Genomic DNA, 14,084 nt, shown 5'->3' on the forward strand with positions numbered 1-14,084 from the left:
GCCGTGCAGGCGCGGTTGACAAGGGGCGATTCGCCAAACGATAGATGCCGCCCAAACCGCTATTCCCGAATGTTTTCCCCGGTGACGGGGCGCCGCGCAAACGGCGGCTCGCGCTCGCGCTCCTGGCCGTGCCCGGCCTCGTGCCGGCCGTGTCGTACGCGCAGCTGTCGGGCGCGGCCGCGCAGCCGCAGCCGCTCGACTCGCCGTGGGATCTGCGTCTCGCGCCCCAGCTCGAGGATCATCCGCTGAAGGACGGCGCGAAGCCGGCCGCCTTCGTGATCGCCGACCATACGAGCGGCACCGCCGAGCAGGACCTCGCCGCGAAGGGTTCGGCCGAGCTGCGGCGCGGCGACGCCGTCGTGAAGGCCGACGCGCTCCACTACGATCAGGATACCGACATGGCCGATGCGTACGGCCAGGTCAAGGTGGTCAATGGCGGCACGTCGTTCGCGGGCCCCGAGGCGCACCTGAAGATCGAGGCGAACCAGGGCTTCATGACCGCGCCGAAGTACCACTTCAACATGACGGGCGGGTCGGGCAGCGCGGAGCGCGTCGACATGGTCGACAACGAGCGCTCGGTGTTCGTCAACGGCACGTACACGGCGTGCCAGTGCTCGACGAACCCCGCGTGGTACATCAAGGGCAGCCGCTTCGACTTCGATACGGGCGCCGACGAGGGCACCGCGCGCAACGGCGTGCTGTTCTTCCAGGGCGTGCCGATCTTCGCGAGCCCGTGGATGACGTTCCCGCTGTCGGGCGAGCGGCGCAGCGGCCTGCTGCCGCCGACGTTCTCGATGAACTCGAGCAACGGCTTCGAGCTGACGCTGCCGTACTACTTCAACATCGCGCCGAACCGCGACCTGACGCTCACGCCGCGCATCATCTCGCGGCGCGGCGTGATGACCGAGGCGACGTTCCGCTACCTGTCGCCGTCGTATTCGGGCACGTTTACGGCCAATTACCTGCCGGATGACCGGCTCGCGCACCGCAACCGCTACGCGATCTACTGGCAGCACCAGCAGAACTTCGGCGGCGGCTTCGGCGGCTACGTCTACTTCAACAAGGTCTCGGACAACACGTATCCCGAAGACCTTGGGTCGATGAACCAGTTCGTCAACGGGACGCAGACGCTGTACCAGCAGGAAGCCGGCCTCACGTACAACAACGGTCCGTGGTCGGTGCTCGCGCGCTACCAGCACTGGCAGACGCTGCCGCCGTCGATCGCGCCGTACAGCCGCGAGCCGCAGTTGAACGTGAAGTACACGAAGTACAACGTCGGCGGCTTCGACTTCGGCGCGGAAGCCGATTATTCGCGGTTCCGCATCACGACCGCCGATGCGACCCAGGGCGACCGGATCGTCTTCAACCCGTACATCTCGTACGGCGTGTACGGCCCCGGCTACTTCGTCGTGCCGAAGGTCCAGTACCACTTCGCGTCGTACGACCTGAACTACCTGTCGTCGACCACGCCGAACAACCCGAAGCGCTTCACCGAGTCGATCCCGACCGTGAGCTTCGACTCGGGCCTGATCTTCGACCGTTCGGTGCGCCTGTTCGGCCAGGACTTCATCCAGACCCTCGAGCCGCGCCTGTACTACGTGTACACGCCGTATCGCGATCAATCGAACGCGCCGCTGTTCGACACCGCGGAATCGGACTTCGGCCTCGCGGAGATCTACCAGCCGAACACGTTCGTCGGCAACGACCGGATCGCCGATGCGAACCGGATCACGGCAGGCCTCACGTCGCGCTTCATCGATCCGCGCACCGGCGACGAGCGCGCGCGGTTCGTGATCGCGCAGCAGTACTACTTCGCCGATCAGCGCGTCACGCTGAACCCCGGGCAGAGCGCCGTGCTGGCGCGCCACTCGGACCTGATCGTCGGCGCCGCGCTGAAGCTCGGCTCGGGCTTCATGTCGGAAACGGCGTTCCAGTACAACCAGAACAACAACCAGCTCGTGAAGTCGAGCGTCGGTTTCGGCTACAGCCCGGGCGAGCGCCGCGTGATCAACGTCGGCTACCGCTATACGCGCGCGAACACCACGCTCGACAACCAGCCGATCAACCAGTTCCTGGTGTCCGCGCAGTGGCCGCTCACGCGCCGCCTGTATGCGATCGGCCGCTTCAACTACGACCTCGCCGCCGATCGCGTGGTCGACGGTCTGCTCGGCTTACAATACGACGCGGACTGCTGGGCGCTCGGGGTCGGGGTGCAGCGGTTTGCGAACGGCATCAATACGTCGGGACAGCAGAACTCGTCGACGCGATTCATGATGCAGCTGACGCTCAAGGGCTTGTCGACCGTCGACAACGGCCTCGTGTCCGCATTCCGCGCCGGGGTGCCGGGCTACACGCCGTTGCCGCCGCCGCCGCCGCCGATGTCCCGCTTCAGCAACTACGAGTAACGCCGGCATGTCTGCACCGGTCAGCACGATTTCAATGGAGTTTCAGTGGCAATGAAGAAAACCCTTCGTTTCGCGGCAGTCGTGTCCAGCCTCGCCGCGTCCGCCGCGCTGCTCGCCCCCGCGCCGGCCGCGGCGCAGGCGCTCGGTTCGCAAGGCGCGCAGCTCGCCGACGAAGTCGTCGCGGTCGTCAACAACGACGTGATCACGGGCCGCGAACTCGACCAGCGCGTCGGCTTGATCGCGCGCCGGCTGCAGCAGCAGAACGCGCCGGTGCCGCCGGCCGACCAGCTGCGCGCGCAGGTGCTGAACCAGATGGTGCTCGAGCGCATCCAGGTGCAGAAGGCCAAGGACGACGGGATCCGCATCGACGACGCGACCGTGCAGGCCACGCTGCAGCGTCTCGCGCAGGCGAACGGGATGACGCTCGACCAGTACCGCGCGCGTCTCGAGGCGCAGGGCGTGCCCTGGAGCATCTTCACGAGCGATGCGCGCACCGAGCTGATGCTGTCGAAGCTGCGCGAGCGCGAGGTCGACGGCAAGATCACGGTGTCGGACGCCGAGGTCGCGAACTACATCGCGAGCCAGCGCGGGCCGAACGCGTCGCAGCAGCAGGACCTGCGCTTCCAGCACATCTTCATCAAGGCGCCCACCAACGCGCCGCAGGCCGACATCGAAGCCGCGCAGAAGAAGGCCGACGCGCTGCTGCAGCAGGCGAAGTCGGGCGCCGATTTCGAGCGCCTCGCGAAGAACAACTCCGAGGCGAACGACGCGAAGAAGGGCGGCGATCTCGGCTTCAAGTCGCCGAGCGCGCTGCCGCCCGACGTCGTCGACGCCGCGTCGAAGCTGCGCCCGGGCCAGGTCAACCCGACGCTGATCCGCGTGCCGGACGGCTTCGAGATCGTTCGTCTCGTCGATCGCCGCCAGAGCCAGGGCGCAAGCGCCGCGGCGCCGAAGATCGTCCAGACGCACGTGCGCCACATCCTGCTGCGCGTCGGCGAAGGCAAGTCGGAAGGCCAGGCGCGCCAGCAATTGCAGGACATCCGCAAGCAGGTCGAGGCCGGCGGCGATTTCGAGAAGTTCGCCCGTACCTACTCGCAGGACGGTTCCGCATCGCAGGGCGGTGATCTCGGCTGGATCAGCCCGGGCGAGACCGTGCCGGAATTCGAGCGCGCGATGAACAACCTGCAGGCCGGCCAGATCAGCCAGCCGATTCGTACCGAGTACGGCTACCACCTGATCCAGGTGGTCGAGCGTCGCGAGGCGGAAGGCTCGGTGCAGCAGCAGATGGACATCGCCCGTCAGGCGATCGGCCAGCGCAAGGCCGAACAGGCGTATGCCGACTGGCTGCGCGAGCTGCGCGATTCGTCGTACGTGCAGTACAAGATCGGCGGCGTCGGCCCGGCGAACTGAGCGAGCCCAGGATGACCACGCCCGCGCTGCAGATCGCGATCACCACCGGCGAACCCGCGGGGGTCGGCCCGGAGCTGACCGTGCAGGCGCTGCGTGACGCCGCGCAGCGCTGGCCCGACGCGCATTTCACCGTGCTCGGCGATGCCGCGCTGCTCGACGCGCGGGCGGCGGCGGTCGGCGCCGACGCGGCCACGCTGGCCGGCGGCGCGCCGGTGTCGGTCGCGCATCACGCGCTGGCCGCGCCCGCGCAGGCGGGCAAGCTGGACGCGGCGAACGGCCGCTACGTGCTCGGGCTGCTCGACGCGGCGATCGACGGCGCGCTGGCGGGCCGGTACGACGCGATCGTCACCGCGCCGCTGCAGAAGAGCACGATCAACGATGCGGGCGTGCCGTTCACCGGTCATACCGAATACCTGGCCGAACGCACGCATACGCCGCGCGTCGTGATGATGCTGGCCGGCACCGGCCACCGGCCGCTGCGCGTCGCGCTCGCGACCACGCACCTGCCGCTGAAGGACGTATCGGCCGCGCTGACGATCGACGGGCTCGTCGAGACCCTCGCGATCATCGATCGCGACCTGCGGCGCGATTTCGGTCTCGCCGCGCCGCGCATCCTCGTGACGGGCCTGAACCCGCATGCGGGCGAGAACGGTTATCTCGGCCGCGAGGAGATCGACGTGATCGCGCCGGCGCTGGCCCGCGCGAACGCGCAACACATCGACGCGCGCGGCCCGTATCCCGCCGACACGCTGTTCCAGCCGCGCCATCTGGCCGATGCCGATTGCGTGCTGGCGATGTTCCATGACCAGGGCCTGCCCGTGCTGAAGTACGCGACGTTCGGCGAGGGCATCAACGTGACGCTCGGCCTGCCGATCATCCGCACGTCGGTCGATCACGGTACCGCGCTCGATCTCGCCGGCACGGGCCGCGCGGATCCGGGCAGCATGATCGCCGCGCTCGATACGGCCGTCACGATGGCGCGCCATCGCCGCGCAGCCTGACGCTGCCGGCTTACCCCATTCGTCGTATTTTTCGTTTTACTCAGTCGATGTCGAACAGCAGACAGCACCAAGGCCATTTCGCGCGCAAGCGCTTCGGGCAGAACTTCCTCGTCGATCACGGCGTGATCGACTCGATCGTCTCGACGATCGGCCCCGCGCGCGGCCAGCGGATGGTCGAGATCGGTCCCGGGCTCGGCGCGCTGACCGGGCCGCTGATCGAGCGTCTCGCGACGCCCGAGTCGCCGCTGCACGCGGTCGAGCTCGACCGCGACCTGATCGGGCGCCTGCAGCAACGCTTCGGCGCGCTGCTCGAACTGCACGCGGGCGACGCGCTCGCGTTCGACTTCCGTTCGCTCGCGGCGCCCGGCGACAAGCCGTCGCTGCGCATCGTCGGGAACCTGCCGTACAACATCTCCAGCCCGCTGCTGTTTCACCTGATGACGTTCGCCGATGCGGTCATCGACCAGCATTTCATGCTGCAGAACGAAGTCGTCGAACGGATGGTCGCGGAGCCGGGCACGAAGGCGTTTTCGCGGCTGTCGGTGATGCTGCAGTACCGCTACGTGATGGAAAAGATGCTCGACGTGCCGCCGGAATCGTTCCAGCCGCCGCCGAAGGTCGATTCGGCGATCGTCCGGATGATTCCGTACGAGCCGCACGAACTGCCGGACGTCGATCCCGTGCTGCTCGGCGAAATCGTCACGGCCGCGTTCTCGCAGCGCCGCAAGATGCTGCGCAATACGCTCGGCGACTACCGCGAGACGATCGATTTCGATGCGCTCGGCTTCGATCTCGCGCGCCGTGCGGAGGATGTGAGCGTGGCCGAATATGTCGGCGTGGCGCAGGCGCTGGCGGCGCTGCGCAAGGCCGGATGACGCGCGCGGCGCGAGCTGCCCACCAGCTGTATCGAAGACGGCTGCCCGGCGGGCAGCCTTTTTTGTGGTCCGCGCGTCGTGCGCGGTCGTCACATCCGCCGGCGCGGCGGCGCGTTGACGAGCGCGATGCCGGTCAGCACGAGCGCGGCCGCGGACATGAAGCGCCAGCCGACCGATTCGCCGAGCAGCAGCACGCCGAACGCGACGCCGCTGAACAGCGGCGACAGGAACGTGAAGACGGACCGCCGGGACGCGCTGTAGCGCGTCAGCAGCCGGAACCACGACAGATAGCTGCGGCCCCCGGGCTAGGCACCCCCGGCTAGGCGCCCCCGGCGAATTTCACCCGACTCCGGTAGAATTTCCGGTTCTGGAAAGTCCCCACAGGAGTACAACACATGCGTTTGCTGCATACGATGCTGCGAGTCGGCGATCTCGACCGCTCGATCAAGTTCTACACCGAATTGCTCGGCATGAAGCTGTTGCGTCGCGAGGATTATCCGGAAGGCAAGTTCACGCTCGCGTTCGTCGGCTACGAGGACGAGAGCACGGGCACCGTGATCGAGCTGACCCACAACTGGGAGACGCCGTCCTACGATCTCGGCAACGGCTTCGGCCATCTGGCCGTGGCGGTGGAAGACGCGTACGCGGCCTGCGAGAAGATCAAGGCGCAAGGCGGCAAGGTCACGCGCGAGGCGGGCCCGATGAAGCACGGCACGACCGTGATCGCATTCGTCGAGGATCCGGACGGCTACAAGATCGAGTTCATCCAGAAGAAGTAAGCGCCGGACGAACCGGGCGGCGGCGTGCGATGTACGCCGCGGCAGCAAAAAAGGGCGATGCGGCGTAATCCGCATCGCCCTTTTTCATTGGCGCCGAAGCCGCGCGCGTCAAAGCGACGGCAGCAGCTCGGGCGGGTGATGCTTGAGCGTGTGCCGCGCTTCGCGGAACTCGGGGAAAATCGATTCGACGGTCTGCCAGAAGGCCGGGCTGTGGTTCATCTCGCGCAGGTGCGACAGCTCGTGCGCGACGACGTAGTCGATGATCGACATCGGGAAATGGATCAGCCGCCAGTTCAGGCGGATCTTGCCGTCGCTCGAGCAACTGCCCCAACGCGTCGCGGCCGACGACAGCGCATACATCGAATACGTGACGCCGAGTTTTTCCGCATACACGACAAGGCGCTCGCCGAAGATGCGTTTCGCTTCGCCCTGCAGCCAGCCCTGCACGCGATCCTTGATCTGCTGCATGTCGGCCTGCGCGGGTAGCGGCAGCGACAGCCGCAGCGCGTCGGCATCGAACGCGACGGCGCCCGCGCCGAGCGCGATCGTCACCGTCTTGCCGAGATACGGCAGCTGCGCGCCGTCGCGCCAGTCGATCTGCGGCAGCGCGCGCTGCTCGGTGCGCGTCTTCCACTCCGCGAGCTTCGCGAAGATCCAGCGTTGTTTCTCGGCGATCGCCGCTTCGATGTCGGCGAGCGTGACCCAGCGCGGCGCGGTGATCGACAGCCCGCTGCCGTCGATCGTGAAGCCGATCGTGCGGCGCGCCGAGCGCTTCAGCCGGTATTCGAGCACGCGACTGTCGAGCGCGAACGTGCGCACGCGCGAGCGATCGGGTGCCGGGCCCGGATCGAGCGGCGCGGCGGGGGCGGCTTCGGGCGGCGCCGGCGGGGCGGCAGGCGCCGACGGCGCCGCGGCCGGCCCGTCGAAGAGCGGCAGATCCATCTGTCGATGATCGAGGGCCACGACGGCAGGCCGTGGCCGCGGACGCTGTTTCATCAGTTCGCTTCTTTTTGTCGTACGCAACGGCTGCAGTCCGGGGCGTCAGGCGCGCGCGGCATCGCGGGTGCCGGCGTTGCCCGCCTGACGATACGCATCGGGGTCGATGCGGCGCATTTCCGCTTCGATCCATGCTTCGACCTGCGAGTTCAATGCATCGGGCGTCAGCCCTTCGCTCGCGATCGGCTTGCCGATCGACACCGTGACGACGCCCGGGAATTTCGTGAACGAATTGCGCGGCCACACACGACCTGCATTGTGCGCGATCGGCACGACCGGCGTGCCGGTTTCGATCGCGAAGCGCGCGCCGCCCGTCTTGTACTTGCCCTGCTTGCCGACCGGCGTGCGCGTGCCTTCGGGGAACATGATCATCCATGCGCCTTCCGACAGGCGCTTCTTGCCCTGGCGGATCACCGAATTGAACGCGTTCTTGCCTTCCTTGCGGTTGATGTTGACCATGTGCAGCAGCCCGAGCGCCCAGCCGAAGAACGGCACGTACAGCAGCTCGCGCTTGAACACGTAGCACAGCGGCTTCGGCATCAGCGCCGGAAACGCGAGCGTCTCCCATGCGGACTGGTGCTTCGACAGCAGCACGGCCGGGCCGTCGGGCAGGTTCTCGAACCCTTCGATCCGGTAGCGGATGCCGTTCAGCCAGCGCACGACCCACAGCGTCGACTTGCACCAGCCGGCCGCCATCCAGTAGCGCGCGTCGGGGCGCATGAACGGGAACGCGATGAAGCACGCGGTGGCGTACGGCACCGTGTACACGATGAAGTAGATCAGCAGCAGCAGGGAGCGGACGAAGCGCATCGGCGTGAGTCTGGTGTTGGGGAGGATGCGCGCGGCAGCCGCATCACTCGTGTTCGTGTGAAAGAAAATCGAGCGCAAACGCGCGCAGGTCGTCGTGGACTTTCGTGCCGTCCGGCAGATTGCCCGCGGCGAGCGTCTTCTTGCCCTTGCCGGTCAGCACGAGGTGCGGCTGGAAGCCCACCGCGACGCCGGCCTGCAGGTCGCGCAGCGAATCGCCGACGACCGGCGTGTGAGCGGGATCGATCTCGAAGCGCTCGGCGATCATCTGCATCATGCCGGGTTTCGGCTTGCGGCACTCGCAATGATCCTCGGCCGTGTGCGGGCAGAAGAACACCGCGTCGATGCGCGCGCCGACCGCGGCCGCCGCGCGATGCATCTTCAGGTGCATCTCGTTGAGCGCGGCCATGTCGAACAGCCCGCGACCGATGCCGGACTGGTTGGTCGCGACCACCACGCGGTAGCCCGCGTGGTTGAGCCGGGCGATCGCCTCGAAGCTGCCGGGCAGCGCGATCCATTCGTCGGGCGTCTTGATGAACGCATCCGAATCGACGTTGATCACGCCGTCCCGGTCGAGGACGACGAGCTTTCGGTTGGGGCTGGTCGGCATCGTGCGGCCCTTATGCGGCGAGCTTCGAGATGTCGGCGACGCAGTTCATCTGCTGGTGCAGCGCGGACAGCAGCGCGAGACGGTTCGCGCGCAGGGCCGGATCTTCCGCGTTGACCATCACGTCGTTGAAGAACGTGTCGACCGGCGCGCGCAGCGCGGCGAGCGCCGACAGTGCGCCCGTGTACGCACGCGCCTCGAGCTGCGACTGCACGTGCGGCGTGACGGCCGCGAGCTGTTCGTGCAGCGCCTTCTCGGCGGCCTCGACGAGCAGCGTCGGCTGCACCGTGCCGTTCGCGCCGCCCTCCGACTTCTTCAGGATGTTCGAGATCCGCTTGTTCGCGGCCGCGAGCGCTTCGGCTTCCGCGAGGCGCGTGAATTCGCGCACCGCGTCGAGGCGTGCGACGAGATCGTCGATGCGCGTCGGGTTCAGGCTCAGCACCGCGTCGATTTCGCCGGCCGAATAGCCGCGCTCGCGCAGCAGCCCGCGCAGGCGATCCATGAAGAACGCGAAGATCGCGTCGGTCGATTCGGCGACGCCCGGCACGCCGTCGAATCGTGCGTGGGCCGTGCGCAGCAGCGATACCAGATCGAGCGGCAGTTGCTTCTCGAGCAGCAGGCGCAGCACGCCGAGCGCGTGACGGCGCAGCGCGAACGGATCCTTCTCGCCGGTCGGCGCGAGGCCGATGCCCCAGATGCCGACGATCGTCTCGAGCTTGTCGGCGAGCGCGACGGCGGTCGACACCGGCGTGGTCGGCAGTGCGTCGCCGGAGAAGCGCGGCTGGTAGTGCTCGGCGCACGCGAGTGCGACGTCGTCGGCTTCGCCGTCGTGGCGCGCGTAGTACGTGCCCATCGTGCCTTGCAGCTCGGGGAACTCGCCGACCATGTCGGTCAGCAGGTCGGCCTTCGCGAGGCGCGCGGCGCGCTTCGCGTGCGCGGTGTCGGCGCCGATCGCGGGGGCGATCTCGCCGGCCAGCGCCTCGAGACGCTCGACGCGTGCGAGCGCCGAACCGAGCTTGTTGTGATAGACGACGTTCGCGAGTTGCGGCACGCGGTCGGCGAGCGGCTTCTTCTTGTCCTGCTCGAAGAAGAACTTCGCATCGGCGAGGCGCGGGCGCACGACGCGCTCGTTGCCTTCGATGATCTCGCCCGGCGTCTTCGTCTCGATGTTCGACACGATCAGGAAGCGCGAGCGCAGCTTGCCGGCGACGTCGGTCAGCGCGAAATACTTCTGGTTCGTCTGCATCGTGAGGATCAGGCATTCCTGCGGCACCTGCAGGAATTCGTCCTCGAAGCGGCACGGGTAGACGACCGGCCATTCGACCAGCGACGTGACTTCGTCGAGCAGCGATTCGGGCATCACGACCGTGTCGCCGTTCGCATGTTCGTTCAGCTGCGTGCGGATCGTTTCGCGGCGATCGGCGAAGTGCGCGATCACGCGGCCCTTGTTGCGCAGCGTGTCGGCATACGCGCGCGCATGCTGGATCGCGACCAGGCCGTCGGACAGGAAGCGATGGCCGAGCGTCGTGTCGCCGGCATCGACGCCGAACGCGGTGACGGGCACGACGCGATCGTCGTGCAGCACCGTCAGGCGATGCACCGGGCGCACGAACTTCACGTCCGAGCCGTCCGGGCGCTGGTACGTCATGAATTTCGGGATCGGCAGCTTCGCGAGCGCTTCGTCGAGCGCGGCCTGCAGGCCGTCGGCGAGTGTGGCGCCGGCCGCCGAGTAGTTGATGAAGAACGCTTCGGCCTTGCCGTCCTGCGCGCGCTCGAGATCGGCGATCGATGCGTTCGGGTGGCCGAGCGCCGCGAGCTTCTTCGCGAGCGGGGCCGTCGGTTTGCCTTCGGCGTCGAGCGCGACCGACACGGGCAGGACTTTTTCGCGGACCTGTTTGTCAGGCGCGACGGCGCGCACGTTCTGCACGACGACCGCGAGGCGGCGCGGCGTGGCGTAGCGCTCGAACACGAGTTCGCCTTCGATGAGGTCGCGCGCGGCGAGGCGTTGTGCGATGCCTTCGGCGAACGCGTCGCCGAGGCGCGCGAGGGCCTTCGGCGGCAGCTCTTCGGTCAGCAGTTCGACGAGCAGGGGGGCGGGATGATTGTGCGTCATGTCTGGATTGAATCTCGTCTCGTCAGTCCTGATCGATCTTGCGTTCGACCTTGAGCGGCGGCGCCCATGCCGGTTGCGCGGCGTCCTGGGCGTCGGTGGTGAGGCCCGGCACGCCCGGCGGGTTGCCGAGCATCGGGAAGCCGAGCTTCTCGCGCGAGTCGTAGTAAGCCTGCGCGACGAGACGCGACAGTGCGCGGATGCGGCCGATGTACGCCGCGCGCTCGGTGACCGAGATCGCGCCGCGCGCGTCGAGCAGGTTGAACGTGTGGCCGGCCTTCAGCACGAGCTCGTACGCGGGCAGCGCGAGCTGCGCGTCGATCATCTTCTTCGCTTCCGCTTCGTAGCTGTTGAAGAACGTGAACAGCAGGTCGACGTTCGCATGCTCGAAGTTGTAGGTCGACTGCTCGACCTCGTTCTGGTGGTACACGTCGCCATACGACAGGCGGCGCAGCTCGGGGCCGTTCGGGCCTTGCTCTTCCCACTCGGTCCACACGAGGTCGTACACGTTCTCGACCTTCTGCAGGTACATCGCGAGGCGCTCGAGGCCGTACGTGATCTCGCCGAGCACCGGCTTGCATTCGAGCCCGCCGACTTCCTGGAAATACGTGAACTGCGTGACTTCCATCCCGTTCAGCCACACTTCCCAGCCGAGGCCCCACGCGCCGAGCGTCGGGTTTTCCCAGTCGTCCTCGACGAAGCGCACGTCGTTCTGCTTCAGGTCGAAGCCGAGCGCCTCGAGCGAGCCGAGGTACAGGTCGAGGATGTTTTCCGGCGCCGGCTTGAGCACGACCTGGTACTGGTAGTAGTGCTGCAGGCGGTTCGGGTTTTCGCCGTAGCGGCCGTCCTTCGGGCGGCGCGACGGCTGCACGTACGCGGCGCGCCACGGCTCGGGGCCGACCGCGCGCAGGAACGTGTGGACGTGCGACGTGCCCGCGCCGACTTCCATGTCGATGGGCTGGAGCAGGGCGCAACCCTGCTTGTCCCAGTAGGACTGCAGCGTCAGGATGATTTGCTGAAACGTAAGCATGAAGAGCCTTCGTGGCGCTGGCGCTCCGTTGCGGGCGGCGCTCCGGGCGGGCCCGGAGGGTCGGCTCGCGCGGCGGCGCGGCTTGTTAGTGTGCAGAAACGCGTAATTTTACCGGATCGGCGACCGGATGCGGCCGGAACGCGGGCGAGGCCGCCGCCGGCCCGTTTCCGGCGGCCTGCGCGCACCTGGCCCGCATGCGCCGCGCGGCCGCGTGCGGCCTGCCGCGACGCGCGTGCCGCGGCGCTTCGCGCGGGCGGTAAGATGCGCGTATTGCGGCGCGCGCCATGCGCGCCGCGTCACCGCTTGCCGACGCTCACTGCATGGACGAACCGACCGACATCCTGATTCCACTGCTTCCGCCGTTCCTCGCGCTGCTCGGGCAGGCCGCCGACGCGCACGCGCGCGGTGAGCGCGCCGCGCACGAACTGTGGCTCGCCGCCGCCGCCCATCTGCATGCGGTCGATGCGCCGGCGATCGCGCAGCTCACGGCCACGCTGGTCGCGCGGCAGCGCACGGACGACGCGATTGCCCTCGCCGAAGGCGCGGCGCGTGCGCAGCCGGGCGCGGCCACGCACTTCAACCACGGCTACGCGCTGCAGATGGCCGGCCGTCACGCGGATGCGGTCGCGCCATACCGCGCGGCGCTCGCGATCGATGCCGGCTGGCCGTCGCTGCGCAACAACCTCGCGATCGCGCTGCGCTTGTCGGGCGCGGATCGCGCGGAGGAGATCGCGTTGCTCGACGCGGCCGTGAAGCACGATCCGCGAGACGCGCAGGCATGGATCAACCTCGTCGTCGCGCGGATCGCGACGCACGACCTCGACGGCGCGCTCGCGTGCGCCGCGCGGCTCGTCGATCTCGCGCCTGACAACGCGCTCGCGATGAACAACGTCGCGATGGCGATGAAGGAGGCGCAGCGTTGGGACGACGCCGAGCGCCATGCGGCGCGTGCGTGCGAGCTGGCGCCCGACGACGCGTCGTTCCGTTTCAATCTCGCGATCATCCAGCTCGTGCGCGGCAACCATGCGGCGGGCTGGCGCGGCCACGAGGCGCGCTGGGACGGCGCCGGCGAGTTGCGCGGCCGCCGGCCGGCGCTGCCGGGCCCGCGCTGGCAGGGCGAGCCGCTCGCCGGCAAGACGCTGCTGGTGTGGGGCGAGCAGGGGCTCGGCGACGTGCTGCAGTTCTGCCGCTTCGTCGCGCCGCTCGCCGAACGCGTGCATCGCGAGGGCGGCCGGCTCGCGTGGAATACGTTTCCGGCGCTCGGCACGCTGATGCAGCGCAGCCTCGGCGCGCACGCGGACGTGTTCGGCGCGGGCGGCGGCATCGACGCGCTGCCTTCATTCGATTACGAAGTGCCGCTGATCGGCCTGCCGCTGATGCTCGGGCTGGAGGCGTCGACGCTCGCCACGTCGGTGCCGTACCTGCGCGCCGAGCCGGGCGCACGCGACGCGTGGCGCGCGCGGCTCGCGGGCGACGGCCGGCTGAAGGTCGGGCTCGTGTGGACGGGCAGTGCGGGCCATCAGCGCAATCCGTTCCGGCGCGTCGGGCTCGAGCGCTACGCGCACGCGTTTCGCGGGATCGACGGCGTGACGTTCTATTCGCTGCAGCCGGGGGCGGACGCGGACGTCGCCGCCGCGCGCGCGGCCGGCTTCGCGATCGAGGACTACACGGCCGAATTGAAGAGCTTCGACGATACGGCCGCGTTCATCGGCGCGCTGGACCTCGTGATCACCGTGTGCACGTCGGTCGCGCATCTGGCCGGCGCGCTCGGCGCGCGCACCTGGGTGCTGCTCGACGTGAATCCGCACTGGCCGTGGCTGCTCGAGCGCCGGGACAGCCCGTGGTATCCGACCGCGACGTTGTACCGGCAACCGACGTTCGGCGCGTGGGCGCCGGTGATGGAAGAAGTGAGCCGCGACCTGCGGGGCCTCGCCGCGCAGCCGGCACCATTGGATCAACCGGCTGAATCGGCCCGGTCGTCCCGGTCGTCCCGGTCGTCCCGGTCGTCCCGGCAGGCCTGAACGGCCGGTTCGCGCTCACGGGCCGCCGCGCGCGGCAGCGGCC

At 68.5% G+C, this 14,084-nt stretch carries 11 protein-coding genes and 1 pseudogene; 6 read left to right on the forward strand and 6 right to left on the reverse strand.

Translation table 11 applies throughout. The annotated features are described in order from the left end of the window. Positions 1-44: 44 nt before the first annotated feature. From HWX14_RS33160 to rsmA, 4 genes are read left to right on the forward strand one after another with little or no spacing between them, the layout of a single operon-like run. Positions 45-2,405: an LPS-assembly protein LptD gene (locus HWX14_RS33160; RefSeq protein WP_175886375.1), complete on the forward strand. Its 2,361-nt coding sequence runs from the start codon at positions 45-47 to the stop codon at positions 2,403-2,405. Between the two features lie 51 nt (positions 2,406-2,456). After that, positions 2,457-3,815 (forward strand): peptidylprolyl isomerase, encoded by a 1,359-nt coding sequence (locus tag HWX14_RS33165; protein ID WP_175886376.1) that lies wholly within the window; start codon positions 2,457-2,459, stop codon positions 3,813-3,815. 11 nt (positions 3,816-3,826) lie between these two features. Further along, positions 3,827-4,816, forward strand: a complete 990-nt coding sequence (gene pdxA / locus HWX14_RS33170) for a 4-hydroxythreonine-4-phosphate dehydrogenase PdxA (protein ID WP_175886377.1) — start codon at positions 3,827-3,829, stop codon at positions 4,814-4,816. A gap of 47 nt (positions 4,817-4,863) precedes the next feature. Further along, complete coding sequence (rsmA, locus tag HWX14_RS33175) at positions 4,864-5,691, forward strand: 16S rRNA (adenine(1518)-N(6)/adenine(1519)-N(6))-dimethyltransferase RsmA (RefSeq protein WP_175886378.1); 828 nt, start codon at positions 4,864-4,866, stop codon at positions 5,689-5,691. Positions 5,692-5,780: 89 nt separating this feature from the next. Here the strand turns inward: rsmA and HWX14_RS33180 are convergent. Then, a pseudogene (locus HWX14_RS33180) lies at positions 5,781-5,984 on the reverse strand (EamA family transporter); the annotation flags it as partial. Positions 5,985-6,086: 102 nt separating this feature from the next. On the opposite strand from HWX14_RS33180, the gene gloA reads away from it, so the two are divergent. Continuing rightward, positions 6,087-6,470, forward strand: a complete 384-nt coding sequence (gloA, locus tag HWX14_RS33185) for a lactoylglutathione lyase (RefSeq protein WP_175886379.1) — start codon at positions 6,087-6,089, stop codon at positions 6,468-6,470. 108 nt (positions 6,471-6,578) lie between these two features. Here gloA and HWX14_RS33190 read toward each other — a convergent pair whose 3' ends face one another. Genes HWX14_RS33190 through glyQ form a run of 5 tightly spaced genes read right to left on the reverse strand, consistent with a single transcriptional unit; the run spans position 6,579 to position 12,020 of the window. Further along, on the reverse strand, positions 6,579-7,466 hold the full coding sequence (locus HWX14_RS33190; protein WP_175886380.1) for a SprT family zinc-dependent metalloprotease: 888 nt from the start codon (positions 7,464-7,466) through the stop codon (positions 6,579-6,581). A 45-nt stretch (positions 7,467-7,511) separates the two neighbouring features. Beyond that, positions 7,512-8,276 carry a lysophospholipid acyltransferase family protein gene (locus tag HWX14_RS33195; protein ID WP_175886381.1) on the reverse strand — a complete coding sequence of 255 codons (765 nt, stop codon included), beginning with the start codon at positions 8,274-8,276 and terminating at the stop codon, positions 7,512-7,514. Between the two features lie 43 nt (positions 8,277-8,319). Further along, complete coding sequence (gene gmhB / locus HWX14_RS33200) at positions 8,320-8,883, reverse strand: D-glycero-beta-D-manno-heptose 1,7-bisphosphate 7-phosphatase (RefSeq protein ID WP_175886382.1); 564 nt, start codon at positions 8,881-8,883, stop codon at positions 8,320-8,322. 10 nt (positions 8,884-8,893) lie between these two features. Further along, positions 8,894-10,993, reverse strand: a complete 2,100-nt coding sequence (gene glyS / locus HWX14_RS33205) for a glycine--tRNA ligase subunit beta (RefSeq protein WP_175886383.1) — start codon at positions 10,991-10,993, stop codon at positions 8,894-8,896. Between the two features lie 22 nt (positions 10,994-11,015). Next, positions 11,016-12,020 (reverse strand): glycine--tRNA ligase subunit alpha, encoded by a 1,005-nt coding sequence (gene glyQ / locus HWX14_RS33210; protein WP_006477868.1) that lies wholly within the window; start codon positions 12,018-12,020, stop codon positions 11,016-11,018. 320 nt (positions 12,021-12,340) lie between these two features. Between glyQ and HWX14_RS33215 the strand changes: the two genes are divergently transcribed. Next, entirely contained in the window at positions 12,341-14,041 is a 1,701-nt protein-coding gene (locus tag HWX14_RS33215; RefSeq protein ID WP_175886384.1) for a hypothetical protein, read from the forward strand. Positions 14,042-14,084 lie beyond the last annotated feature (43 nt).

Source organism: Burkholderia sp. BCC0044 (assembly GCF_902832955.1).
Classification (GTDB): domain Bacteria; phylum Pseudomonadota; class Gammaproteobacteria; order Burkholderiales; family Burkholderiaceae; genus Burkholderia.

What these genes read in the sequence shown, in the direction of transcription:
- HWX14_RS33160 (WP_175886375.1), top strand. Translation starts at nt 45, where the DNA reads ATGCCGCCCAAACCGCTATTCCCGAATGTTTTCCCCGGTGACGGGGCG.
- HWX14_RS33165 (WP_175886376.1), top strand. Translation starts at nt 2,457, where the DNA reads ATGAAGAAAACCCTTCGTTTCGCGGCAGTCGTGTCCAGCCTCGCCGCG.
- pdxA (WP_175886377.1), top strand. Translation starts at nt 3,827, where the DNA reads ATGACCACGCCCGCGCTGCAGATCGCGATCACCACCGGCGAACCCGCG.
- rsmA (WP_175886378.1), top strand. Translation starts at nt 4,864, where the DNA reads ATGTCGAACAGCAGACAGCACCAAGGCCATTTCGCGCGCAAGCGCTTC.
- gloA (WP_175886379.1), top strand. Translation starts at nt 6,087, where the DNA reads ATGCGTTTGCTGCATACGATGCTGCGAGTCGGCGATCTCGACCGCTCG.
- HWX14_RS33190 (WP_175886380.1), bottom strand. Translation starts at nt 7,466, where the DNA reads ATGAAACAGCGTCCGCGGCCACGGCCTGCCGTCGTGGCCCTCGATCAT.
- HWX14_RS33195 (WP_175886381.1), bottom strand. Translation starts at nt 8,276, where the DNA reads ATGCGCTTCGTCCGCTCCCTGCTGCTGCTGATCTACTTCATCGTGTAC.
- gmhB (WP_175886382.1), bottom strand. Translation starts at nt 8,883, where the DNA reads ATGCCGACCAGCCCCAACCGAAAGCTCGTCGTCCTCGACCGGGACGGC.
- glyS (WP_175886383.1), bottom strand. Translation starts at nt 10,993, where the DNA reads ATGACGCACAATCATCCCGCCCCCCTGCTCGTCGAACTGCTGACCGAA.
- glyQ (WP_006477868.1), bottom strand. Translation starts at nt 12,020, where the DNA reads ATGCTTACGTTTCAGCAAATCATCCTGACGCTGCAGTCCTACTGGGAC.
- HWX14_RS33215 (WP_175886384.1), top strand. Translation starts at nt 12,341, where the DNA reads ATGGACGAACCGACCGACATCCTGATTCCACTGCTTCCGCCGTTCCTC.